The sequence below is a fragment of the Pelomonas sp. Root405 genome, assembly GCF_001425165.1.
GTDB lineage: Bacteria > Pseudomonadota > Gammaproteobacteria > Burkholderiales > Burkholderiaceae_C > Pelomonas.
Genome location: NZ_LMDU01000003.1, coordinates 68376 through 91505 on the forward strand (window position 1 = coordinate 68376; position 23130 = coordinate 91505).

21 protein-coding genes are annotated in these 23130 nt (G+C 68.0%); 1 reads left to right on the forward strand and 20 read right to left on the reverse strand.

What is annotated here, in order from left to right; translation table 11 throughout:
• Positions 1-20 precede the first annotated feature (20 nt).
• Complete coding sequence (locus tag ASC81_RS28170; protein ID WP_056264880.1) at positions 21-581, forward strand: OmpA family protein; 561 nt, start codon at positions 21-23, stop codon at positions 579-581.
• A gap of 98 nt (positions 582-679) precedes the next feature.
• On the opposite strand, the gene ASC81_RS07815 is transcribed toward ASC81_RS28170, so the two are convergent.
• The 20 genes from ASC81_RS07815 to tssB form a co-directional block, all read right to left on the reverse strand.
• A complete protein-coding gene (locus ASC81_RS07815; RefSeq protein ID WP_056264883.1) occupies positions 680-1573 on the reverse strand; it encodes a hypothetical protein in 894 nt (297 codons plus the stop codon).
• Positions 1574-1652: 79 nt separating this feature from the next.
• Complete coding sequence (locus tag ASC81_RS07820) at positions 1653-2033, reverse strand: DUF4280 domain-containing protein (protein ID WP_056264886.1); 381 nt, start codon at positions 2031-2033, stop codon at positions 1653-1655.
• A 21-nt stretch (positions 2034-2054) separates the two neighbouring features.
• The gene (locus tag ASC81_RS07825; RefSeq protein ID WP_056264887.1) at positions 2055-2804 is read right to left on the reverse strand and encodes a PP2C family serine/threonine-protein phosphatase; all 750 of its coding nucleotides are present in this window, start codon (positions 2802-2804) and stop codon (positions 2055-2057) included.
• 9 nt (positions 2805-2813) lie between these two features.
• Positions 2814-4574, reverse strand: a complete 1761-nt coding sequence (gene tagH / locus ASC81_RS07830) for a type VI secretion system-associated FHA domain protein TagH (protein ID WP_056264889.1) — start codon at positions 4572-4574, stop codon at positions 2814-2816.
• Between the two features lie 25 nt (positions 4575-4599).
• Positions 4600-5406, reverse strand: a complete 807-nt coding sequence (locus ASC81_RS07835; protein ID WP_156391888.1) for a hypothetical protein — start codon at positions 5404-5406, stop codon at positions 4600-4602.
• An 11-nt stretch (positions 5407-5417) separates the two neighbouring features.
• Entirely contained in the window at positions 5418-7178 is a 1761-nt protein-coding gene (locus tag ASC81_RS07840) for a hypothetical protein (RefSeq protein ID WP_056264897.1), read from the reverse strand.
• 666 nt (positions 7179-7844) lie between these two features.
• Positions 7845-8321, reverse strand: coding sequence for a DUF4123 domain-containing protein (locus tag ASC81_RS07845; protein ID WP_056264900.1), 477 nt, complete (start codon positions 8319-8321; stop codon positions 7845-7847).
• Between the two features lie 56 nt (positions 8322-8377).
• On the reverse strand, positions 8378-10651 hold the full coding sequence (locus ASC81_RS07850) for a type VI secretion system Vgr family protein (RefSeq protein WP_056264903.1): 2274 nt from the start codon (positions 10649-10651) through the stop codon (positions 8378-8380).
• A gap of 17 nt (positions 10652-10668) precedes the next feature.
• Positions 10669-13356 (reverse strand): type VI secretion system ATPase TssH, encoded by a 2688-nt coding sequence (tssH, locus tag ASC81_RS07855; RefSeq protein ID WP_056264906.1) that lies wholly within the window; start codon positions 13354-13356, stop codon positions 10669-10671.
• 269 nt (positions 13357-13625) lie between these two features.
• Entirely contained in the window at positions 13626-14684 is a 1059-nt protein-coding gene (gene tssG, locus ASC81_RS07860) for a type VI secretion system baseplate subunit TssG (protein ID WP_056264909.1), read from the reverse strand.
• On the reverse strand, positions 14681-16546 hold the full coding sequence (gene tssF, locus ASC81_RS07865; RefSeq protein WP_056264912.1) for a type VI secretion system baseplate subunit TssF: 1866 nt from the start codon (positions 16544-16546) through the stop codon (positions 14681-14683). Before tssF ends, tssG begins: the two co-directional genes overlap by 4 nt.
• A gap of 68 nt (positions 16547-16614) precedes the next feature.
• Positions 16615-16935, reverse strand: coding sequence for a hypothetical protein (locus ASC81_RS07870; protein ID WP_056264915.1), 321 nt, complete (start codon positions 16933-16935; stop codon positions 16615-16617).
• Between the two features lie 18 nt (positions 16936-16953).
• A complete protein-coding gene (tssE, locus tag ASC81_RS07875) occupies positions 16954-17487 on the reverse strand; it encodes a type VI secretion system baseplate subunit TssE (protein ID WP_056264918.1) in 534 nt (177 codons plus the stop codon).
• Positions 17487-18314 carry a type VI secretion system accessory protein TagJ gene (locus tag ASC81_RS07880; protein ID WP_056264920.1) on the reverse strand — a complete coding sequence of 276 codons (828 nt, stop codon included), beginning with the start codon at positions 18312-18314 and terminating at the stop codon, positions 17487-17489. The genes tssE and ASC81_RS07880 overlap by 1 nt, the downstream gene beginning before the upstream one ends.
• The gene (locus ASC81_RS07885; RefSeq protein ID WP_056264921.1) at positions 18304-18867 is read right to left on the reverse strand and encodes a zinc ribbon domain-containing protein; all 564 of its coding nucleotides are present in this window, start codon (positions 18865-18867) and stop codon (positions 18304-18306) included. The genes ASC81_RS07880 and ASC81_RS07885 overlap by 11 nt, the downstream gene beginning before the upstream one ends.
• 160 nt (positions 18868-19027) lie before the next feature.
• The gene (locus ASC81_RS07890; protein WP_056264924.1) at positions 19028-19879 is read right to left on the reverse strand and encodes a type VI secretion system tube protein Hcp; all 852 of its coding nucleotides are present in this window, start codon (positions 19877-19879) and stop codon (positions 19028-19030) included.
• 10 nt (positions 19880-19889) lie between these two features.
• On the reverse strand, positions 19890-20438 hold the full coding sequence (locus tag ASC81_RS07895) for a type VI secretion system tube protein Hcp (protein ID WP_056264927.1): 549 nt from the start codon (positions 20436-20438) through the stop codon (positions 19890-19892).
• A 23-nt stretch (positions 20439-20461) separates the two neighbouring features.
• Positions 20462-20962, reverse strand: coding sequence for a type VI secretion system tube protein Hcp (locus ASC81_RS07900; RefSeq protein WP_056264929.1), 501 nt, complete (start codon positions 20960-20962; stop codon positions 20462-20464).
• Positions 20963-21060: 98 nt separating this feature from the next.
• On the reverse strand, positions 21061-22554 hold the full coding sequence (tssC, locus tag ASC81_RS07905) for a type VI secretion system contractile sheath large subunit (RefSeq protein WP_056264931.1): 1494 nt from the start codon (positions 22552-22554) through the stop codon (positions 21061-21063).
• Between the two features lie 33 nt (positions 22555-22587).
• Positions 22588-23082: a type VI secretion system contractile sheath small subunit gene (gene tssB / locus ASC81_RS07910; protein ID WP_056264935.1), complete on the reverse strand. Its 495-nt coding sequence runs from the start codon at positions 23080-23082 to the stop codon at positions 22588-22590.
• Positions 23083-23130: the final 48 nt, after the last annotated feature.

Here is a 23130-nt window from a genome sequence, read left to right on the forward strand (position 1 = left end):
CTGTTGAGCGAGTGCCCGCCATGAAGATGTTCCGCCCCCTGCTGCTTGCGTCCCTGTGCGGTTTCACGCTGGGCGTGTCGGCGCAGACCCCCGAGGCTCCGCCCGCAGCCGCGTCGGCTGCCGAGGCCGTCGACCTCGGCAAGACCGTGCCCACGGCCGAGTCCATCGCCGAAGGGCTGTTTCCTGATGACAAGTGCAAGGAGCTGGAGGCCGCAGGCTTCAAGTGCATGGGCTTCAAGCCGGCCATCAAGTATTCGCTGCCGGCCACGTCGTTCAAGGTCGGGTCGGCCGAGCTGCCCGCGGTGCTGAAGAAGCAGCTCGACGTCTTTGCTGACGTGCTCAAGACCAAGAAGAACAGCGACCGCAAGGTGCGCGTCATCGGCCATGCCGATGCCTCCGGCACGCCGGCGGCCAACCAGGCGCTGTCCATCAAGCGGGCGGAGTCGGTCCGTGACTACTTGGTCGCCAAGGGCGCCGACCCGGCGCTGCTGGTCATCGAGGGTGCGGGTGCCAAGGACCTGAAGAACCCCGCCAATCCCAAGGCCGGTGAGAACCGCCGCGTGGAGATCGGGCGCAAGTAAGCCGGCCCGCGATGGCGATTTGCTTGCCGGTCGAGCCGGCAAGCATTGCCGTCCCCCCGGGGGACGGTCGAGGCGGCGCGACTGGGCGAGGGGTCCACTCAGACCGCGTTCAGCACCTTGCCGATGGCGACGAAGTGCTTGAGCAGTTTCTGCGCTTCAACGACTGATTTGCTGTACTCCAGCAGGAACTGCGTCACCACCTTTTTCTCGTCGGCGCCAGCCTTGACCTTGGCGGCGAGCTTGCTGCTGGCGGCCTTGTTGGTCTCGTTGCCGATGTCCGACAGGTGGGGCAGGGTGAAGAAATCGGACATCGCCGTGCCGGCATAGAGCTTGGCGGACAGCTTGGGGAACTGGACCTTCACGAACTGGTCCCAGGTCTTGAAGCTGGTGGTCAGCATGCGGTGCGGGCCATCGGCGCCGAAGACCTTGTTCACGTTGGCGACCGTCGGGTTGGCCTCGACCATCTTCACCATGTTGATGATCTTGACCGCCAGGTCGCTAGCCGACTTGGCCGTGGCCATCGTCGCGACGTATTCCTTGGTCTTGTGCAGGCGCTCGCGGAAGTCCTTGTCCAGCGCCTTGTCGAGCTCGCCGGGAAACTTGTCCAGCGCGGCCTTGAAAGCCGTGATGGCGTCCAGGATGCCTTTGACATAGGTGGTGGCCGACTTGGGCACCGTCTTGCTCTTGGCGAAGTCGCTGTGCGCGGCGGTGGCGATGACCTTCAGCGCGCCGAGCTTGTTGTTGACAGCCGCCTCGGCCTTGGCCAGGCCGCTGAGCAGGCCCTTCTTGTACTCCGCCAAATCCAGCGGGTCGGCCACGCCGTCAAAGGTCTTGATGCTGGCGTAGCCGCCGCGCTTGAACTCCAGCTCCACGGCCGTCAGCGCGGCGCCGATGTCGGTCTTGCCGACGAAGAGCTTGGCCATCACGCCTTTGTTGCGGTCCCACTGGGCCTTGGTGAGCTCCGGCGGGTAGGGCATGGACAGATCGGCCATCAGGGTCTCCTCAAAGTGCTGTTTTGGGCAGACTCTGTGTGGCGGATGCGGGCCGGTCAGTTCCCGGCGTGGCGCCTGGTCAAGGGGTCATTTCAGTCACTTGCCCCGGCATCATGATGGTGATGACACCGCCGAAAGCCACGCAGCTCAGCGTCGAGGTGTTGTTGAGCACCGGGATATTGCCCAGCATCACCGTCGGCGCGCCCGGTGACCACGGGATGGGCGTCGCCGGTACGCACGGCCCTGGCACGCCGAGCGAGGCCATGCTCGGCTGACTCGGGCTCATGCACTGCCCGAACGGCATGATGTTGAGCATCGGCTTGTTGTCCATGATGGTGGCCGCCGGCTGGTTGCTGGTCATCATGCGGTTCATCGGCAGCACGACCAGCGTGCCCGTGCCGGGCGGCGGAAAGGCGAAGCTGCACTTGATCAGCGCGCCGTTGCAGACATGTTGGGGCATGGTGGCTCTCCTCGGTCGTCCTCAGTCCGCGCCCAGCCAGAGGGCCAGGGCACTGAAGTTGTCGTGGTTGGGCTTGTCGGCGGCGGCCAGCAGCACGCGCTTTTGCAGGTTCTTCAGCCAGGCGTGCGGCCCCGGCGCGATGGCCAGCGCGGCGGCGATGTCCTCGTCGGGCACCCACTCCCACAGGCCGTCGGTGCACAGCATCAGCGCCTCACGGCCGAACAGCGGCAGCGGCGCGGGTGACACGCTGATGTGCAGGTCGCTGCCGTCGGTGCCGAGGGCCGAATACAGCTCGCTGCGCTTGGGATGCACGCGGGCGCCGGCCTCGTCGAGCATGCCGCCATCGATGAGGGACTGCACCAGGCTGTGGTCACGCGTGCGCACGGCCAGCTGGCCGTCGCGGAAGGCGTAGAAGCGCGAGTCGCCGCAATGGCCCCACAGCGCGTTGCGGTCCTGCAGGTCGATGGACAGCACGACCACGGTGGAGTGCATGTTGCGCAAGCTGGGGTTGGCAGCGCGCTGGGCGAGCAGCTCGCGATTGGTGTCCTGCAGCAGTGCGTGCAGCGCCTGCGGGGCATGGGCGGGCAGGCTGGCATAGCCCTGCAGCACATGGCTGACGGCCAGCTTCGAGGCGATGTCGCCGCCACCATGCCCGCCCGCGCCGTCGGCCAGCACGCAGCAGAGGTAGCGCTCGGAATGCCAGTGGCCGCAGGCGTCCTCGTTGTAGCTGCGGCCACCTTGCTCGGACATCAATGCCAGCTCGATTTGCACAGGGGGCTCCTATCGTTGTTCTTGTTCTAGCGCTTCAAGCTGGGCTTCATAGGCGCGCAGGAACTCGCGCCCGAAGACCTGGTGGAAGTCGTCCGTCAGCTCGCCGGCGATCTGCTGGTATTCCTGTTGGAAGACGGACCACAGCTGCGCCTTGCGCGCCGCCGGCAGCAGGCTGGACAGCACCGACTTCTGCGTCAGCCGCGACTCCAGCGCCGCCGGGTCGAAGCGCTGCAGCAGGCCTTCGAGCGCGGCGCGCATGCCGGCCAGGAAGGCGAGCTGGTGGGCGCGCAGGTCGTCGAAGGCGTCGCGCATGGCGCGCTGCGGCTCGATGAAGCCGCGCACTGACGGGCCCAGCAGATGGCCCAGCGCCACCTCGGCCGTGGGCGAGAACTTCAGCGGGTTGTTCTCGCGCGCGACGATCATGGTGGCCTCGGCCCTGACTTCGCGTTTGAGCGCAGCGCGGGCGACGAGCAGGTCCACCGTGCCGCGCGCGGACTCGTGCAGCAACTGGCCGACCAGGCGCATGAAATCGGGCGTCAGGCCGCTGGCCGGCACGTTGGGGAGCCCCAGGCCTTCGCGGAAGGCGGCGAGCAGGGCCGCCTGGTCGGCCGGCACGGCGGGTGTTGTCGGCGCCGCCGCGGTGACCGGCGCCATGACGGGTGGCGGAGGCGGTGGCAGCGTCGGCGCGGGTGCCACCTGCACCGGCGTTGACACCGGCAATGCGGCGTCGGCCTTCTTGCCCGCGCGGATGATCGTGCGGCCCTCGCCGGCGCTGTCGTTCCAGGACACGACGGCGCCGGACAGCGTTCCGGAGGGGTCGAGCTTGTTCAGCGCCTGCATCGAAGCAGCGGGCGGCCGGGGCTGCTGGGCCGGCGAGGTCACAGGCGCTTTCGGCGCCAGGAAGGGCCGGTTCAGCTCGGACATCGTGTCGGGCAGGGCCTGGCCGGCCGCGGCGGGCAGCATGTTCAACGCCTGCATCGGGTCGGCATGGCCGGCCATGTTGGGCTGGGCGGTGGCCTCGCCGAGCAGGGACTGGGCCAGCGGGTTGCTGGTCGGCGAGGGCGCGCCCAGGCCGAAGAGCATGTCCAGCGAATCACCGCCGCCGCCGGTGCCGGGCAGGTCGGGAATCAGCGGCGCGGGGGCACCGGCACCGATGTCCAAGCCGAGGGCGCGGGCGCCAGCCGAGGGCGGCGCTGCGGCCGCCTGCCTGGCCGCCACCGGCGCTGAAATCGGCGCGAACGGGTCCCAGTCGGCCGGGATGCCGCCCAGCGCTGCGGGCGGCGGTGGCGCTGAGGCATAGGGCGACGCGACGGGCGATGCGACCTGCGGCGGCGGGCCCCCGAACAGCCCCAGCGGATCGGCCGCCGCGATGTCGCGGCGAATGTCGGGCTGCGTGACCGAGGGGGCCGGTGCCAGGCCGAAGAAGTCGGCAAAGGGGTCGGCGGCGCCACTGGCGCTGGCCGCCTCGACGACCAGCAGATAGCCGCCGATCTGGATGCGGTCGCCCGGCTTGATGGCCGCCTCGCGGCCCTTGCCGAGCTGGATGCCGTTGACGCTGATGGCGTTGCTGCCCTGGTCGACGATGCCGAAGCCGCCGTTGGCGCGGAACAGCACGCGGGCATGCACGCGCGAGATGGTGCGCTCGGGGTCGGGCAGCACCAGCTGGTTGGTGTCGGCGCGGCCGATGTCGCCGCCGAGTTCGTCGAACTGGGCGGACAGCGGCTCGCTCAGGGGCAGGCCGTTGTAGGTGGTGACGTTGAGGCGGATCATGGTGTGAGTGTCTTCGCGGCCACCGTTATCGGAGGATGTAGACCTTGCCTTCGATGAGGGTCAGCCGCAAGGGCCAGGCGACGTTGTCGGGCGCCGCGTCGTCGTTCAGCGTGCTGAGTGCAGGGGCACCCATGGGGTTGAGGCATTCCAGCAGGCGGCCGCCGGCCACGACGCGCAGCAGCAGGGTCTCGGCCGTCGGCGGCTGCAGCGTGGCGAGGGTGCCGGCCTGCCAGAGCGCTTGCACCTGCTCGCGCAGCGCCGCGGTGCCGTGCCCGGCGGGGCGCTGGTAGGCCTGGTCGACTTCATCCAGCTTCAGGCGCGAGGCGGCCAGGAAGCTGTCGGGGTTGCCGCGCGACAGGTCGAAGGCGATGCGCTGCACGGCGGCCAGCAGGGTCTGGCGGTCGGCCGGCCCGGGGTTCAGCACGGGGGCGTCCAGCCAGCGCCAGCGCGGGAAGCCGACGGGCAGCTCCAGGTCCTGGTGCTGCACGGTGGGCGCCAGGAAGCTGGCGCCTTCCTCGACCGCCCAGTTCACTTCGGCCAGCACGCGCACGGCCTCGTCGGCCAGGCTCTTGCCCTGGCGCAGCAGCACCAGGCGCGCGCGGGCCTGGGCCGCACGCGCGGCCATGCGTGGCTGGGCCGGCGCATCGGGCGCGGCCATCGCCTGGGCGGCGGGCAAAGGCGCGACGACCAGGCTGATGCGGTTGCTGCCGTTCTGCAGGTACTCGTGCACAGTGACCGACTGGCTGCCCGCCCCGGCCGGCAGGGCGAGCACGGGCACGCCGTTGACATGCACCTCGACGGGCTCGCCGCTGGTCTGGGCGTGGAGGCACATCAGGCGGTCCATCAGCCAGCACTCCAGTCGATGAGCGTTGAAGCCGGCAACAGCTCGCGGCGCTGGCGCTGCGTGCCGCCAAGCGGGTCCTGGCGCAGCAGCAGCACGTGCACCGGCTCGATGGACAGGCGGTAGAACCATTGCTGGCCACGACCATCAGGCCGTGGGCGCAGGCCGCATTCACCGATGACGGCGCCGCGCAAGGCTTCGGGCATCGGGCCCGCCGACAGCAGCGCTGGGTCGCCGGTGGCCATCGCCTCGACGCCGAGCGCAAACGGGTGGCGCCAGCTGCACTTGGCCTGCGCCAGCCCCTGCCCGTCGGCCGCGGCGGCACCGCGCTGGTCCAACGTCATGCGCCACACGCTGCGGCCCTGGGCGCGCAAGCTGACGCGGGCGCGGCTGGCGCCCCAGGCGAGCTCGCCGGCCAGGCGCAGATCCAGTACCAGGGCGGCGAAGTCGATGGCGCCCTGCACGCGCAGCGCGACGGCGCCGTCGTGCTCGTGCTGCCAGCCCCAGGTGATGCCGGCCTGGCCGACCAGCGGCGACAGCTCGGCCTCCAGCCGGCCGCTGGTGTCGGCCATCTGGCGCGACCAGGCGGCAAAGAGTTTGTCGAGGCCAGTGCGGGCCAGCGGCTGCAGGCCCTGCCAGGCCTTGAGCCAGGACGGCGCGGCTTGCGCCTGGCTATCGGCTTCCAGCTGGCAGGCCGTGAGCGCTGTGGTGGGCGCGGCCGGTGCGCCTTCGGTGGGCCATACCTCGGTGGGCAGGGCGCCGTGCCTGACCTTCACGAGATGCTGCGTGGCTGCGTGCACCTGCAGGCCGAGCTGGACCTGGCCGAGCGGTGCGCCAGCATCGCGGATGCCGCAGCTGGCGATGCTGACCGTCTGCAGGTCCGGCGGCTCGCCGTGTGCGATGCCGGCCGGGCCGAGCTTGGGGTCGGCCGGCGGCGCAGGTGGGGCATGAAGCGTCAGACTGAGCTTGGCGGTGTCGGCGCCGCGCCAGGTCAGGCGGCCGGCAGCGCTGACATGCAGCACCTCCGGGTGGTGGGCGTCGCAGGCGGCCAGCGTGCTGACGGCCAGCTGCAGGCGCGCGCTGGCGCCGGCGCCGACGGCGCGGCTCAGCACGGGCAGCACGCGCGCTTCGTCCAGCGGTGCCGACAGGGTCTCGGGCGGTGGTGCCCAGGACGTCAGGTCGGTGCGACGCCAGGCACCGTCCTGGCCCTGGTAGGCCTGCAGCGGTTTGGGCTCGGCGACGGCGAAGGTGATGGCGCCGAGGTCGCAGGCCTTGGGCGGGGGGGCCGGGGGCTGGTCGACGTAGATCGTGCGGCCGCGCGTGATGTGCGCCAGCCCCGTTTCGACGGCCGCCATGGCCTTGTCGAAGCCGGCCGGTGTCAGTGCCTGCTGGGTCGGCTCGGCCCTGGCCGCGCGGCGCACGAGATCCTCGCGTGAGCGGTGGTGGAGCTGGTGCAGCAGCAAGGCGCGGTTGAGCGCCGGATCGGCGCAGAGGGCGGCGGCCCATTCGAAGCGCGGCTTGGTCTCGAAGCTGGCGCCCCACAGGCAGCACAGCGAGGCATAGCGCGCCTGGTCGGCCACCTCCTTCAGGCCGAGCTGGTGGGCGCGCTCCAGCGCCGCATCGACAAAGGCGGGCCAGCGGGCCTGCAACTGCTCGGCGACATCGGGCCAGGCCTGGCCGAGCAGTTGCACGAGCGAGGCGGTGTCGCGCTTGAGTTGCAGGCGCTCGATTTGCTCGGATTGGGCGGGGGTTAGTTGCAGCATTGCGCGCGCGCTTCGCTCGTTGCTCTTGCCCTGTGGCGAGAGCCGTGCCGGGAGTTCGCCCCGGCGGGCGACTCACTTTGGCTTCGCCGAAACCTTCGGTTTTCTTGTGCGAGCAAGAAAGTAAGCAAAGAAGTCGCCCCCGGCCGCACCGCCCTCCGCTTCGCTTCGGGTTCCCTGCGCTGCTCAGACCTTGAGGGCCCGCGCGCAACTCCCTTCGCTACGCTGCGGTCGGACAGTCGCGCGGCGTCAGAACTTGAAGTGCGCTTCGCGCACGCCCTCAAGGTCTTGCGCTGCTCGGCGGTGCTAAAGGGGGGAAGAGGAATACCTCGGTGCGAGCGGCTTTCGAGTTTGGCTGTTGGCTGTTTCGGCTGTTCAAGGGGCTCCCCTTCAAAACCGCCGAGAAGCGCAGAAGACCGAGGCGCGTGCGCAGCACGCTTCAACAACTGACTCCGGGCAGTTGTTTGACCGCAGCGTAGCGAAGGGAGTTCTGCCCGGGCCTCGGTCTTCGAGCATCGCAGGGCACCCCGCAGGGGCGGTTTTGCCGGGGCGCTTTCTTTGCTTACTTTCTTGTGCGCACAAGAAAGTGAGTCGGCCGCCGGGACGAAATCCCGGCTGGGCCTAGCCACGAAGCCAATTCCGCCGAAGCCATCAAGAAAGCGGCTCATATCAACCCTGAAGCTCACGCACCTGCCGATCAATCACCCCATCCAACCGCTGCCACCACACCCACTGCACCTTGCCCGGGCAGGCGATCTGCTGGCCGGGCGCGAACACCGCGTCCAGCTGTGGTGGCGTCAGCGAGGGCAGCAAGGTGTCGAGCAGCTCCGCGTCCCACCAGCGCCAGGGCCGGCGGCGGCCTTCCGGCGTGCGCACCTCGGCCAGGTCGCGGCTGTGCTCGCGCATGGCCAGCAGCGGCTGGCGCGAGGTCGTCAGCACACCCCAGCCGTCGAAGCCGGCATTGACCTCGCCGAGCAGCCAGCCGGTGAAGGCGGCGTCGGGCAGCAGCTCGACGATGTAGGCCGCGCGCTGGGCCGCCTCGGGGGCCAGGGCGCCGCGCTGCAGGCAGTCCCAGCCGGCGCAATCGGCCGTCTTCAGCTTGTCGGGCAGGCCGGCCACCACGGCGCCGTCGATGACCGCATGCACGCGCGCACCCTCAAACGGCCAGAGCGCCGCCCTGACCCGCGGGCTTGGGGCCACGGTCAAGCCGCGCCTCCCCCGCCGGGGGCGATCGGGTCGGCAAACAGCTTGTCGAAGTCAGTCGCCTGGTCGGGCTTGAGGTCGGCCTGGTCCAGCGCGTCCGCGGGCGCCACCGGGGCAGCGTCGGCGGCCGATTCCGCACTGCCCGCCGAGCCACCACCGCCGCCGCAGTTGACCTTGACCAGCGGCCCGTCGATGGTGACGCCCGCCGGCCCCAGCGTGATGACGGAGGCGCCGCAGACGATCTTGATGCCGGCCGTGGCCTCCAGCACGATCTCTGTCGAGCCCTTGGCCTTGATGGCCAGGCCCTCCATGACGATGTCGGCGACCGACTTGAGCGAGACCTTGCCGGTGGCCTCCTGGGCGATCTTGCCGGTGGCCTTGAGGTTGATGTCCGCGCCGCTCTTGATGCTGACCGCGCCGCCCGACTTGATGTCCGTCTTGCCCGTCACATCCAGGCCGTGGTCGGCGCCGACCTTGGCGTTGAAGTCCTTGGTCAGCTTGAGCTGGTAGGTGGCGGCGCCGGTCGTGAAGATGTCGCCGGCGACCTTGGTGTGCAGGTCCTTGCCGAGGTCCTGCATGACGTCCTTGCCGACGTTGACATACCAGTTCTCGCCGATGACTTCCTTGCGCGTGAGCTTGACCTTCTTGGTCTCGTTCTTGACGACGAAGTCGAAGGCGTCTTCCTTGACGTGGCGGTAGAAGTTGCGCTGCGACTGCAGCCAGACGTATTCCTTGGTCTTCTCGTCGGCAAAGCGCAGCTCGCTGTACATGTCGACCGCGCCCTGCTTGGTGGAATGGGTGCGCCAGCCGCTGACATGCGAGAGCTTGGGCAGCTCGTAGGCGGGCAGGTTGACGTCGTTGTGCACCGAGCCCGTGACGATCGGCCGATCAGGGTCACCGCCGATGAAACTGACGACCACCTCGTTGCCGATGCGCGGGATCATCCACATGCCCGAGCCTTTGCCGGCCCAGGGCTGGGCCACGCGCACGAAGCAGGAGCTGTTGGCGTCCTTGGTGCCTTCGCGGTCCCAGTGGAACTGCACCTTGACGCGGCCGTGCTTGTCGACTTCGACCTCGTTGCCCGAGGCGCCCACGACGGTGGCCGTCTGCGGCCCGTACATCACCGGGCGCGGTGTGCGGCGCTCGGGGCGGAAGGGGTTGCCGCTCATGCTGATGCAGGAGATGTCGGCGGTGAAGCCGTCGCGGCGGCGCTTGATGGACTTGATGTCCTCGATGGCCTCGTGGTCGCCGAACTCGGCACGGAAGGCCATGCCGACCACGAGGTAGTTGCTGTTCTCCAGCAGCGCCGCTGCCTTGGACAGCAGGAAGGTGGTGCCGACGGCGATGTCATTGCAGTTGGTGGAACCGCTGTAGACCGTCTGCAGCGCCTGCAGCTCCTCCAGCCTGACCTTGGCGACCTGAGTCGCCGCGGAGGTGGCCGGCGTGGACTCGGGCTTCTTCTGGTTGAGCACGGCGCGCGCCGGGTACTCGTAGACCTCGCCATCGCCGAGCTTGGCGGTGGCCGACAGCGGCAGGGCCGATTTGTCCTGCTCGATCTGCGTCGCCGTGGCCAGGTAGTCGTGGTCGCGCACGGTGGCCTTGACGGCGCGCACCTCCTCCTGCTTGCGCCAGTCGATGATGCACTGCTCGTGCTTGAGGCGGTTGGCCCATTCGATGGGGGTGGTGCTGGCCTTGCTGCGGTGCTTGGCCATCGAGTCGGTCATCACCATCGTGTGGGTGGTGCTGGTGTGCTCGAAGAAGTAGTAGATGCCGGCTTCTTCCAGCAGGCGGCTGACGAAGTCGAAGTCGCTCTCGTCGTACTGCACGCAGTATTCGAGCGTCGGGTAGACCGAGGGCAGCAGCAGGCGCCAGGCGAAGTCGCTGCTGTAGGGCGTCAGCACCGCGGTGACGATGTCCTTGACGCTCTTGTTCTGGAACACGCGCGAGTTCTTGCTGCGCGTGGCGAACCACAGCCAGGGCCGCATGACGATGCTGAAGGCCTCGAAGCGGCCGTGCCGCTCGCCGCGCTGGGCGCGTGTCACATAGCCGTTGAACTCGCGCTTGACGCCGTGCAGGTCGATGGTGACGTTGGCCCGCGTGCCCAGCAGGCCATGCAGGTTGATGTGCTCCTTCATGCCGAGCAGGTTGACGTTGCCGACCAGCTCGACCCGCCACTCCGGCAGGCGGCCGAGCTGCTCCTGGCCGTCCATGCGCAACACCAGGAGCTTGTCTGCTCCCAGCGTTGTGTTGATCGACATGACATGACTGGCCATATCAGCGCTCCGTCAAGTCAGTCGAAGGCATAGCTGAAGTCCCCGTCGGCAACGCCGAGAGCGACCCGCTGCAGCGGCTGGCCGGACGCCGTGCGCGACAGGTACTCGATGGAGACCTTGGGCAGCACGGTGTTGGTCAGGATGGCGTCGATGATGCGGCCGCCGCTCTCGGCGTTGTTGCAGCGCTTGACGATCAGCTCCACCGCCTCATCGCTGTACTCGAACGGGATGCGGTGGTTCTCTGCCACTCGCTTGACGATGCGGCCCAGCTGCAGGCGCACGATGCGGGCCAGCATCTCGTCGCTGAGCGGGTAGTACGGGATGGTGACGATGCGGCCCAGCAGCGCGGGCGGGAAGACCTTCTGCAGCGGCTCGGTCATCGCCGTGGCCAGCGACTCGGGGTCGGGCAGCAGCTCCGGGTCCCGGCACATGTTCATGATGAGCTCGGAACCCACATTGCTGGTCAGCAGGATGATGGTGTTCTTGAAGTCGATCATGCGGCCCTCGCCGTCCTCCATCCAGCCCTTGTCGAAGACCTGGAAGAAGAGTTCATGCACGTCGGGGTGGGCCTTCTCGACCTCGTCCAGCAGCACGACGCTGTAGGGACGGCGGCGCACCGCCTCGGTCAGCACGCCGCCCTCGCCATAGCCCACGTAGCCGGGAGGCGCGCCCTTGAGCGTGGAGACGGTGTGCGACTCCTGGTACTCGCTCATGTTGATGGTGATGACGTTCTGCTCGCCGCCGTACAGCGACTCGGCCAGCGCCAGCGCGGTCTCGGTCTTGCCCACGCCCGAGGTGCCGCACAGCATGAACACGCCGATGGGCTTGTTCGGGTTGTCGAGCTTGGCGCGCGAGGTCTGGATGCGCCGCGCGATCATGTCCAGCCCGTGCTGCTGACCGATGACGCGCTGGCCCAGCGTGGCGCCCAGGCGCAGCACGGCTTCCAGCTCGTTCTTGACCATGCGGCCGACGGGGATGCCGGTCCAGTCGGCGACGACGCTGGCCACGGCCTGGGCGTCGACCGAGGGAAGGATCAGCGGCGCATCGCCTTGCAGCTCAGCCAGTTGCGCCTGGGCGGCGTGCATCTCGGCAAGCAGCGCATCACGGTCGGGTTGCGCCGAGGCCGCTTCGTCGACCGGCTGGCTTTCACCGTCGATAGGGCCGCGCAGCTTGGCGCGCAGGTCGAGGATCTTCGCGACGACATTCTTCTCCTGAGTCCAGCGCACCTCCAGCGTGGCAAGCCGCGCCCGCTCGTTGGCCAGCTTCTCTTCCACGGACACGCCGCGGTCGCCGATATGCACGCCCACCTGGGCCTCGCGGCCAATGATGCCCTGCTCTATTTCCAGCGATTCGATGCGGCGCTTGCAGTCTTCGACCTCGGCCGGCATCGCATGCTGGCTGACGGCCACACGTGCGCACGCGGTGTCGAGCAGGCTCACGGCCTTGTCCGGCAACTGGCGGGCGGGGATGTAGCGGTGCGACAGCTTGACCGCCGCCTCGATGGCCTCGTCGAGCAGCTGGACCTTGTGGTGCTTCTCCAGCACCGTGGCCACGCCGCGCAGCATCAGGATGGCCTTCTTCTCGTCGGGCTCTTCGACCTGCACGGTCTGGAAGCGGCGGGTCAGCGCCGGGTCCTTCTCGATGTACTTCTTGTACTCGGCCCAGGTGGTGGCGCCCACCGTGCGCAGGTTGCCGCGCGCCAGAGCAGGCTTGAGCAGGTTGGCCGCATCACCCGTGCCGGCCGCGCCGCCAGCGCCCACCAGCGTGTGGATCTCGTCGATGAACAGGATGATGGGCGTGGGGCTGCCCTGCACCTCGTCGATGACCTGGCGCAGGCGCTGCTCGAATTCGCCCTTCATGGAGGCACCCGCCTGCAGCAGGCCGATGTCCAGCGTCAGCAGCGTCACGCCCTGCATGGGCGGCGGCACGTCGCCGCGCGCCAGGCGCAGCGCGAAGCCTTCCACCACGGCTGTCTTGCCGACACCGGCCTCGCCGGTCAGCAGCGGGTTGTTCTGGCGGCGGCGCATCAGGATGTCGACGATCTGGCGGATCTCGTCGTCGCGGCCCGTGACAGGGTCGATCTCGCCCTTGCGCGCCTTCTCGGTCAGGTCGACGGTGAACTTCTTCAACGCCTCCTGGCGGCCCATCGCGGCCGGCGCCATCGCGCCTTCGGCCTGGCCGGGCTGGGCGCCGTTCAACGCACTGCCATCGGTGGCGCCCAGGCCCGCTTCGCCGGTCTTGCCGACCAGGCTTTGCAGCTTGTCGCCCAAGTCGTCGGCCTTGATCTTCTCGAACTGGCGCGAGATGCCGACCAACGCGTCGCGCAGCGTACGTGTGGACAGAAGCGCCAGCAGCAGGTGGCCCGAACGCACCTGCGCATCGCCGTACATCAGCGTCGCGTAGACCCAACCCTGCTGGATGGCGTGGGTGATGTGCTCGGAGAAGTCGCTGATGGCGGTGGAGCCGCGCGGCAGCCGGTCCAGCGCCGTCGTCACGTCACGCGCCAACGCGGCGGCGTCCAGCCCGTAGTGACGCACGATGGCGCTGACGTCGGACTCGTTGTTCTCCAGCAGCTGCGTGAGCCAGTGCACCAGTTCCACATACGGGTTGCCCCGGAGCTTGCAGAAGACGGTGGCGCCCTCGATGGACTTGTAGGCCAGCGGGTTGAGCTTGCCAAACAAGGCTTGGCGGCTGATATCGGTCATTTGGAGATCTCCTCGGTGCTAAGTGACCGGGGGCGCCGTTCGGTTCCAGGGAAGAGCCGCGATGAATGCGGTTGGGCGCAGGAGAGCGGGTGGACCTGATGCTTCGTGTCCCCCGGGCCGCTGCGCGGCCCTCCTCCTTTACCTTCGCATCAGGCCCACCCGGCCTCCTGCTTAGCGCCGCTTTGGGTTGACGCCGCGAGAACCCTCTGGTGGATGAGCCGGGATGCGGGGGACACGGAGTAATTGCGTGCCCCGTCCCGGCGCCCTACCTAATCCAAATGCGCCGGCGCCAACGAAGCCTTCAGCGGCGCCCTGCAAATGCTCTCGACATTCATGATGAGCTGGTCGGCGCGCGCTCGTGGAAGCTGTGTGTTCAACCAGGCGCTGCGCCCCAGTTGCCCGATGGCCCGCTGGCGCCCCAAACCCCAGGCCGGCACCTCGGCCGGTTGCAGGCGCAGTTGGACATCCCACGCAAATTCGAGGCCGACGAACTGCCGCACCATCGCCTGCAGTGCTTTAAGCCGCTGGCCCTGTGGCAGGAAGGCCTCGAAGTCGGGCCACTTCACCGGGCCGATGACGATGCGGAACTTGTGCTGCACGTCCCAGACCTGGCGGCCCAGCATGGCGCCGCGGCCCAGGGCGACGCCAGGCCCGCTGTAGCGGCCGATGCGGGTGCGCTCGTCGGGGTCGAGCGCCATCCAGTGGCCACAGAACTGCTGTACCTGCACTGGCACGCCGAAGCGCAGCGCGATCCAGGATTGCAGGCCGTCGGCATCGCGGGCCGAGCGCGCCAAGCGCCCGGCGAAGAAGAGCTTGGGGAAGTCGCCTAAGGCGTCGCGTTCGCGCCGCGAAGGCTCGGCCAGGCCGACGAGGGCGCCGACGTGGCGCACGATGGGCGCCTCCTGGCCGCGGTCCATGCTGACGACCGGGTTGGCGCGCGCCCAGGCACGGTAGAACAGCAGGCCGAAGCGGTGCAGCAGCATGTCCACGAAGGCGCCGAAGCTGCGGTCGCCATGGTGCATCTGGCGCTCGCGCGCGTACTCGGTCAGGTGGGTGGGCAGGGCGCCGTTGGGGCCGAACAGGCCGATGACGCGCTGCACCAGGCGCGGCGGCCCGAAGGCATTGGGCTCCAGACGCGTGATGGGCGTGGGCGCGAAGTTCAGCGCCGCCTCGCCGCTGAAGCGCAGCGGCTCATCGCCCGGGCGCAGCGCGTCGCCCAGGCGCGGCTTGTTCGGGTGGGCGGCCTCGATGCGGCGCAGGGCCTGGAAGAGGTCGAAGCGGCCCGGCCGCGCCCGCAGCGCGTCGAAGACCTTTTCGCCTTCGCTCATAGCAATGCTCGGGCGCCGCTCAGAGGCGCCCAGCGCTTGAGCTCGCCCCGCGTGCGCGATACCAGCTGTGTCTGCACGAAGCTGTTCATCGACACATGTCGGCTGAAGTAGTGGTGCAGCACGGCGCCCAGCAGCGTGGCGCTGCCGCCCTCGAAGGACAGCTCGTCCACCTCGACGCGCACCTCCAGCCCGCGGCCGAAGGCGATGGGGCCCGGGGCCGGGTGGCGGCGCACGACCGGGCTGGCGCTGACCGCGCGCAGGCCCTCCACCTGGCGCAGCATGCCGGCGTCGTTGCTCTGCGCGAACAGGGCGATCAGTTCGCGCAAGGCCAGCGCACCGCGGTCCGGGTCTTCGTTGACGAGGGACAGGTAGTTCAGCGACAGCAGCGACAGCAGCCGCCAGGCGAGCGGCCCCTCTCGCATTGCGCTGACCGGCCGCGACGGGCCGGCGACGATGCCTACGCTCTGCACCGGCGCGCGGCTTTCCAGCGTCAGGCCCCCATCGCCACTGCCGGACGGCATGAACAGCGGAAGGTCGCGGTTGGTGCAGCGCACCTGGGCGCCAAGCTGGCGCAACTCGCTGCGATAGGGCGCGCGCTGTAGGTCGACCAGCGACAAGAAGACTTCCGACGCCACATAGGCCGAGCGCGGTCCTTCGCGCTTGCCGCGCTCGCTGGTGAGGCGGGGTTCACGCAGCGCGCTGAAGAAGCCGGCCGCGCCCGCCGGGTCGGCGTGCGGCACGTCGAACAGCGGCAGGAACTTCAGCTCGTCGCTGTCGTTGGAGTAGCCGGTGACCGAGGCGACGTCGAAGACCTCGAAGTCGTTGCCGGCGAGGCGATCCGGAATGACCTGGAAGGCGGTGCTGCTGTCGTCCACCGCGATGCGCTCGGCGCGGCGCTCGAACAGGTTGATGGCCGGCACGCAATTCAGCGCGAAGTTGGCCGGCTCGCCGCCGCCCTCCAGCGAGGCCTCGTAGCGGTCGAACAGCAACACCAGCTCGAAGGCGTTGCCAGCCGTGCGCGCGAAGGCGGGCGCCAGGCCATCGACGTCGATGAAGAGGAAGCGCTGCGGGAATGCGAAGTACTCCTGCATCAGCCGCGTGCCGGACAGGCCGCGCAGCGTGACCGGCAGCATGGCCTCGTCATCGTGCAGGCCGACGGCGCGCACGCTTTCGGGGCCGAGAAAGCTGCGTTGGGCGTCCTTGCCGCCCGGCCCGGCCAGCACGCCGACGCAGCGGCAGGTGGCCAGCTCGTGCAGCTTCAGCGCCACGTCTTGCAACCCGCCCATGAAGAAGCGCAGGCTGTCCAGCGGCAGCTGGGCGAAGCGCATGCCCGCGGGCAGCTCCAGGCGCACGCGCACGCCGCTCTTGGGGCGCTCGCGCAGCGGCAGGGCGCTCAGTGGGATGTCGGTGGCGCTGAGGAAGTACTCGACGCCGGCGACCTTGATCGGCGTCAGCGTGACCGGCTGGGCGGTGCGGAACTCGCAGCGCGTCGGGCCGAGCGCGGTGCGCGGGCCGAGCAGGGCGCTGCCACGCGGCAACGTGAAGCCGGCGATCAGGTTGGGGTCGTTGGCTGGCTGCAGCTGCGCGACCAGCATCGACGGCAGCGGCGCGGCCAGGTTGGGGCTGACCATGTCGAGCAGGCGCTGCGCGAGCTGCGGGAACTCGGCGTCCTGCTTGAGCTGCACACGCGCGGCCAGGAAGGCGGCGCCTTCGAGCAGGCGCTCCACGTAGGGGTCGGCCACCTCCAGGCCTTCCATGCCCAGGCGGCCCGCGATCTTGGGGAACTCGCGCGCGAATTCACCCCCCATCTCGCGGAGGTAGCGCAGTTCCTGGTTGTAGTAGCGGAGGAGTCGTGGGTCCATGGGCGGGGCACGTTGTCGGGCGCCATGCACCCCGTGTTGAGTGGCGTGTCAGCACCGGTTGGTTCCACTCAAGCCGTGCGCTTGACCTTGTACTTGACGGGCCCGACCTCGTCGACGACCTTCAGGGTCCACTTGACCTTGAACCTGGGCAGCAGATAGGTGAGCAGGTCGTCCTTCTTGTAGGGCCCGGTGTTGGGCGCGGACGAGGTCAGCATGACGCCTTCGGAGCGCACCGGCGTGTCGGGCGCCCCCTCGGGCACCTTGAACTCGATGGAGTCGACGTCCAGCGGTAGCGGCTTGATCTCGCGGTCGCGGTCGTCCCTGGGGTTGCCGTCCTTGAGCTTGCCGTCCTTGGGCTGGACGGTGCCACCGAGCACTTTGCGCTGCATGAGAGCTCCTGTCGTGCCTCAAGCGCGCATGTCGCGCACGGCGGCCTGGCCGGTATCGACATCGACATCGGCATTGAGCAGCAGCTCCAGCGGCACGGGCTGGTTCCACATCTGGCCCTTGATGGTCAGGCGCAGGCTGGTGGGGCGAAGGCCGGTGCTCATGTCGTTGAGGATGCGCACCTCGACGCTGGCCGGGTCCAGGCGCGGTTCGAAGCGGATGATGGACTGGCGCACCTGGGCTTCGATGATGGGGAAGTTGTGCACCGTGAAGGACTGGCCGGTCAGCGGCAGGATGCCGAAGTTCAGCACCGAGTCGCGCGCGTAGGCGAGGCTTTGCCAGAGCGCGGCGCGTTCGGGGTCGCCGTGGTTGGGGTCGGGCTCCTCGCAGACGGCGTTGAACAGCCAGGACAGGTCGCGCAGCACGGCCTCGCGCAGCTGGCGGCGGTTGAGCACGCGGGCGTCGAGTGCCTCGACCTTGCTGCCGGGGTTGTTGTCGGTAAGCCGGTCCAGCAGCGAGGGCTGCAGCCGGTCCTGGGCGCCCAGGCCGGCCATCAGCTCGCCTCGGTCACATCGAAGGTGATGTCGCGGATGGCCATCAGGTCGTGGTCGCCGATGTCGCTGGTCAGCACGCGCTGGCCGAGGCCCGCGTAGCGCTCCTCGCCGGGCAGCGGCTGCCATTCGGTCTTGCGCGCCAGATTGATCAGGCCGTCGTCGCTCTTCTCGGAGCCGGGGTAGCGCGTGGGCACCAGGGCGACGCTGTTGCCGCCGTTGGTGAAGCTCAGTTGCGCTGGCGTCCAAACGCAATCGCGCAGATCCTCGGGCGCGTCGAAGTGGACCTTGGACAGATGCTTGAACGGCACCCAGGTGTAGTGGCCGTTCAGGCAGACCTCCAGCACCGGGCCCAGGCGCGAGTCGGCGTCGGCCAGCCATTCGAAGCGCTGACCGTCGAGGCTGCCGGCGTTGGCGGGCGCGGCATCGAAGGCCTTGGCAGCCAGGTCAGCGGCAAGCTGCACGTTGCCTTCACCCTGCTGACGCAGGGACTCGATCAGCTGCGCCACCCAGGCCTCGGGCTGGCCAAAGACGACGGGCGTGCGCTTGCCGGCGAACACCTCGGCGCGCAGCAGCTCGCAGCGGATAGCGTGGCCAACGGTCTCGCGCATCGGGATGGCGAGCTTGTCCAGGTCTGCGACGACGTTGAGTTGCGTGTGCGCGCGCTCCCACTGGCCGAGCACGCTGAGCAGCTGCGACAGGAAGGTGCGCAGCTTCGCGTCGGCCGGCTTGGCGCGCACTGCCTCGGTCAGCTTGGCGAGGGCCGCGCGGGGGTCACCGGCGCGAAGCGATTCTTCAGCGGCTTGTTGGGGTGTCAGATCAGAAGCCATGGCCGCAATCGGTACAGAAGCGGGCTTGCCGCGAGAGGGTGACGCCGCAGGCCGGGCAGCTCTTGTGGGTGCTGGCCATGTCGAAGCCGCATTCGTGGCAGAAGCGTCCGCCTTCGCTGGCTGTCTGGCAGTTGGGGCAGGCCGTGGCGGTGCTCGACGAGGCGCCATAGGCGGCCGAGCCCGCGCTAGATTTGCCCGCGCAGTCCTTGCAGGTGCCGCTGCTGCTGTTCCAGCATTCGCGGCCGGTCCATTTGCGGCAACCGGTGCAGCGCTCGTACAGCGGCGCGGCGGCAGCCATCGCCTCGGCCAGCGCGTCGCCCTTGGCGCCGCTGCCGCCGGCTTCGGCGAACGCGCCGGTCGCGCGGCTGGCCTTGCTCAGGTCGTGGAACATGAAGGCGAAGCGGCTCAGCCAGCCGGTGATCTGGCCCTTGCGATAGGGCTTGAACGCCGAGCGCGAGCTCTCGCCGCACTTCTCGCAGAAGAACTCGAACTGGAAGCCGGCGGACACGTCGCTCATCGACGTGCTGATGTCGCGGTAGTTGGTGAGGGCCATATCAGTGGTCCAGCGTCTTTGGGCCGAGCGCCGGGCCGGCTCCCAAGCCGGCCCGTCTGGCGAGGTGCTCGTGGCTCAATGCCGCGAGCATCGCCGTCCCCTCGGGGGACCGACCAGGCTGGCCGGCGTTCAGCGCGGCCAGATTGGGCGAGGGGCACCTTCATACGGGCGAGCCGATGTTCTTCATCGTGAAGGCGCGCATCGTGCCCTGCGACGCGGTCTTGGCCGCCGCCTGGCCGGCGTTGCCGTGCGAGTAGTGCGATGGCGGGTTCTTGTAGACATAGGCCAGTGCGCCGAACTCGCAGGTCCACTCTTCCATCATCTCGGTCATCGTGTCGGTCACGGCGACCTGCAGCTGATAGTCCAGCAGTCGGATCTTCTGGATGGTGAAGACCAGCGAAGTGCCGTCCATCACGGTGGAAGAGCGCTTGTGGATGGTCAGCGTGCCCGAGGGGAACACGTCGCCCGCCTTCATCGAGTTCAGCATCTGCGTGCTCGCGATGTCGACGCGCTTGGTGAAGGTGATCTCGAAATTGCGGTTGCGCTCGGCTTCGTCGACTTCGGACTGGCGTTGCGAATAGCGCAGCTCGTCTTTCGTGCGAGCACGTTCGTTGCCCAGGATCTCGTTGAAGGTTTCCTTGTGGGTGGCGCGGATGGCGTCGGTCTGCTTCAGGTAATCGGCGTAGATCTCGTCGCGGGCGTCATCGTCGGTCGCGTCGCGCTGTGCCTTCTGCAGGGCCTTGCCGGCGCGGCGAAGCTCACGCTCCGAGTCTTCCCAGGCATGCCGGGCGCGCACATCGATGCTGCCGCTTTGGCCCACCAGGTACTTGCGCTTGTTGTAGGCGTCGTCACGACCCTCGGCGTTCTTGCGCTCGCTCTCGTTGTGGAGATTCCAGCGCAAGGACTCGATCAGGACCTGGCCCTGGAAGAGATGGGACACGGCCTCGCCGGTGACCGGCACGCGGCTCGGTCGCAGCAGGATCATGAAGATGTCGGCACCGCCGTTGGCCATGGCAAGCTCTTCAAATCAATGAGACGGGGTGAAGGAAGGGCGCCGTCGGCAGGTTGTCCTTGCCGAGCGTCTTCAGGTAGGTCATCTTGATGTTCTTGAAGTTCAGCGTGTAGGTCTCGATCAACTCCTTGGAGTTGCCGTCATCCCGCACGTCGAGCACGCAACTTTCAAAATAGCCCTGAGTGCAGGCCACCACGAAGCCGGGTTGGTGGATGGCACGCCCCTGCTGCTTGATGTGCAGCACCGTGATGGTGGCGCTGAGCACGGGCAGGTGGTTGTCCACGCAGAAATGCAGCTGCGAGGAGCCCACGTCGAATCGCTTCAGGAACACCAGCGGCTCCATCTTGATCGTCACCGGCTTACCCAGCCCCGCCATGGCCGCTGCGGCGTTGGCCATGCCGGCCAGGCCGCCGGCCTTGCCCTTGGGGTCCTTCAGGGCGTGCATGCCCCAACTGAACTCCAGCACCTCGACCGAGCCTTCCCAACCTTCGAGCAGGCCTTCGCCCACCACCGGGCCGGCGCCGGTGATGAGTTGCATGAAGATGTTGGAACGACTCATGTCGCCGGGGCCGCTTCAGAAGATCAAGCCGACGGGGACGCGGTGCCGGCCGGGATGTCCCAGTTGTAGGTCTTGGGCGCGCCGAGCTTGCCGGTCTTGTTGTCCTGCGGCTTGTATTCGATCTTGACGGTCTTGAAGACCATCTCGACCTTCTGCTGGACGTTGCCTTCCTCGGTGCCGTTCATCTGCACCTTGGTGATGAAGCAGCCTTCCATCGTCATCGTGAAATAGGTCTCGGGCGTGGCGCTGCCCGTGGTCTTCATCATCTGCAGCTCGACCTTGGGAAAGGCTTTGCCGGTGCAGATGTAGCCCATGATGACCGTCGACGAGGTATCGAAGTAGTGCTCCCAATTCATCTTGCCGGGGTTGGGCTTGCCGACGGAAGCGCCGCCGCCCTTGGTCCAGCTGGTCTCAGCCTCGACTTCCCAGTCCCAGCCCTGGATCTCGATCCACTTCTCCTTGCCTTTCTGGATGGACTCGCCATCGGCCTTGTCGAAGAAGGTGAGGAATGCATTGACTGCCATGTTGATATCTCCTGTGGGGGTTCAGACTGCGCGGGTTCGATGGTGGTGTTGGAGGGCTCGCCCTGCTCCCGCGCCGGGCGAGTTCTCCGGTCTCTGGTTCAGGCCGACTTCTCGGACGGCAGCTTGGACACGAGCCGCAAGGACACGGTCAGGCCTTCGAGCTGGTAGTGCGGCTTGAGGTAGAACTTGGACTGGTAGTAGCCAGGTGCGCCTTCCACTTCCGAGACCTCGACCTGCGCCGCGGCGAGCGGGCGGCTGGCCTTGGTTTCTTCCGACGAGTTCATCGGGTCGCCGTCGACGTAGTTCAGGATCCAGCTGTTGAGCCAGTCCTCCATCGCGTCGCGCGACTTGAACGAACCGACCTTGTCGCGCACGATGCACTTCAGGTAGTGGGCGAAGCGGTTGCAGGCAAACAAGTAGGGCAGGCGGGCGGCGAGCGCGGCGTTGGCGGTCGCGTCCGCGTCGTCGTACTCGGCGGGCTTCTGCAGCGACTGGCCGCTGATGAAGGCCGCGAAGTCGCTGTTCTTGCGGTGCACCATCGACAGGAAGCCGTTCTTGCTCAGCTCGGCTTCGCGGCGGTCCGAGATCGCGATCTCGGTCGGGCACTTCATGTCCATGCCGCCGTCGTCGGTCGGGAAGGTGTGCGTGGGCAGGCCCGTCACCGCGCCGCCGGACTCGATGCCACGGATACGCGAGCACCAGCCGTACTGCTTGAAGCTGCTGTTGATGTTGACCGCCATCGCATACGCGGCGTTGGACCAGGTGTACTTGCTGTGGTCGGCGCTCTCGGTGTCTTCCTCGAAGGCGAACTCGTCGACCGGGCTGGTCTTGGCGCCATAGGGCAGGCGCGACAGGAAACGCGGCATGCACAGCGCTAGATAACGCGCGTCGTCGCTCTCGCGCAGCGAGCGCCAGGCGGCGTACTCGGGCGTGGTGAAGATCTTGGTCAGGTCGCGCGGGTTGGCGAGTTCTTGCCAGCTCTCCATCTGCATGACGCTGGGCGCGGCGCCGGTGACGAAGGGCGCGTGCGCGGCGGCGGCAATCTTGCTGAGCTCGCCGAGCAACTCGACGTCGGGCGGCGTGTGGTCGAAGTGATAGTCGCCCACCAGGCAGCCATAAGGCTCGCCGCCGAACTGGCCGTATTCCTCTTCATACAGGCGCTTGAACAGCGGGGACTGGTCCCAGGCCGTGCCCTTGTAGCGCTTGAGCGTCTTGCCAAGGTCGGTCTTGGAGACGTTCATCACGCGGATCTTCAGCTGCTCGTCAGTCTCGGTGTTGTTGACGAGGTAGTGCAGGCCACGCCAGGCGGATTCCAGCTTCTGGAAATCCTCGTGATGCATGATCTTGTTGACCTGCTCGGTGAGCTTGGCGTCGATGGCCGCGATCATCGATTCGATGGTCTTGACGGCGTCGTCGCTGAGCAGCGTGGTGTTGCTCAGCGCCTGCTGGGCCAGCGTCTGCACGGCCTGCGCGACGGCGCCGCGCGCTTCGTCGGTCTTGGGCTTGAATTCCTTGTTCAGCAGTGCCGCGAAGTCGTTGCCTTCGAAGGTCACGCCCGCCAGGGCCGATGCTGACTGTTCCGCTTGGGTCATGTTGGAAACTCCGTTCGGGTTCTGGGGCTGCGCTTATTCGGACTTGGGCGCGTCGGTCAGCGTCTTGAGCAGCGTCGGGTCGGCCAGCACCTTGGCGATCAGGTCGCCGGCGCCGCTCTTGCCGTCCATGTAGGTGATCAGGTTGGACAGTTGCTGGCGCGCTTCGAGCAGCTTGTTCAGGCCGTCGACCTTGCGCGCCACGGCGGCGGGCGAGAAGTCGTCCATGCTCTCGAAGGTGATATCCACCGGTAGGCTGCCTTCGCCCGTCAGCGTGTTCTCGACGTTGAAGGCGACGCGTGGCTTCATGGACTTCATGCGCGAGTCGAAGTTGTCGACATCGATTTCCAGGAACTTGCGGTCCGACACCGGCGGCAGCGGGTCCTCGGGCTTGCCAGACAGGTCGGCCATCACGCCCATGACGAAGGGCAGCTGCACCTTCTTCTCGGCGCCGTAGAGCTCCACGTCGTACTCGATCTGCACCCGCGGTGCCCGGTTTCGGGCGATGAATTTCTGGCTGCTCTTGCTCATATCAGTGCTCCTGGCGAACGGGGTTCAAAAGGTCGAAGGCCGCGGGGC

Coding starts and splice junctions, on each gene's coding strand:
- ASC81_RS07890 (WP_056264924.1), bottom strand. CDS start 19,879: ATGGCCAACGGCGGTGCCGACATCTTCATGATCCTGCTGCGACCGAGC.
- ASC81_RS07870 (WP_056264915.1), bottom strand. CDS start 16,935: ATGCAGCGCAAAGTGCTCGGTGGCACCGTCCAGCCCAAGGACGGCAAG.
- ASC81_RS07850 (WP_056264903.1), bottom strand. CDS start 10,651: ATGGCCAGTCATGTCATGTCGATCAACACAACGCTGGGAGCAGACAAG.
- ASC81_RS07895 (WP_056264927.1), bottom strand. CDS start 20,438: ATGAGTCGTTCCAACATCTTCATGCAACTCATCACCGGCGCCGGCCCG.
- ASC81_RS07840 (WP_056264897.1), bottom strand. CDS start 7,178: ATGCTGCAACTAACCCCCGCCCAATCCGAGCAAATCGAGCGCCTGCAA.
- ASC81_RS07885 (WP_056264921.1), bottom strand. CDS start 18,867: ATGGCCCTCACCAACTACCGCGACATCAGCACGTCGATGAGCGACGTG.
- ASC81_RS07900 (WP_056264929.1), bottom strand. CDS start 20,962: ATGGCAGTCAATGCATTCCTCACCTTCTTCGACAAGGCCGATGGCGAG.
- tssG (WP_056264909.1), bottom strand. CDS start 14,684: ATGAGCGAAGGCGAAAAGGTCTTCGACGCGCTGCGGGCGCGGCCGGGC.
- ASC81_RS28170 (WP_056264880.1), top strand. CDS start 21: ATGAAGATGTTCCGCCCCCTGCTGCTTGCGTCCCTGTGCGGTTTCACG.
- ASC81_RS07880 (WP_056264920.1), bottom strand. CDS start 18,314: ATGGCTTCTGATCTGACACCCCAACAAGCCGCTGAAGAATCGCTTCGC.
- tssH (WP_056264906.1), bottom strand. CDS start 13,356: ATGACCGATATCAGCCGCCAAGCCTTGTTTGGCAAGCTCAACCCGCTG.
- tagH (WP_056264889.1), bottom strand. CDS start 4,574: ATGATCCGCCTCAACGTCACCACCTACAACGGCCTGCCCCTGAGCGAG.
- tssE (WP_056264918.1), bottom strand. CDS start 17,487: ATGGCCGGCCTGGGCGCCCAGGACCGGCTGCAGCCCTCGCTGCTGGAC.
- ASC81_RS07835 (WP_156391888.1), bottom strand. CDS start 5,406: ATGTGCCTCCACGCCCAGACCAGCGGCGAGCCCGTCGAGGTGCATGTC.
- ASC81_RS07815 (WP_056264883.1), bottom strand. CDS start 1,573: ATGGCCGATCTGTCCATGCCCTACCCGCCGGAGCTCACCAAGGCCCAG.
- tssB (WP_056264935.1), bottom strand. CDS start 23,082: ATGAGCAAGAGCAGCCAGAAATTCATCGCCCGAAACCGGGCACCGCGG.
- ASC81_RS07820 (WP_056264886.1), bottom strand. CDS start 2,033: ATGCCCCAACATGTCTGCAACGGCGCGCTGATCAAGTGCAGCTTCGCC.
- tssC (WP_056264931.1), bottom strand. CDS start 22,554: ATGACCCAAGCGGAACAGTCAGCATCGGCCCTGGCGGGCGTGACCTTC.
- tssF (WP_056264912.1), bottom strand. CDS start 16,546: ATGGACCCACGACTCCTCCGCTACTACAACCAGGAACTGCGCTACCTC.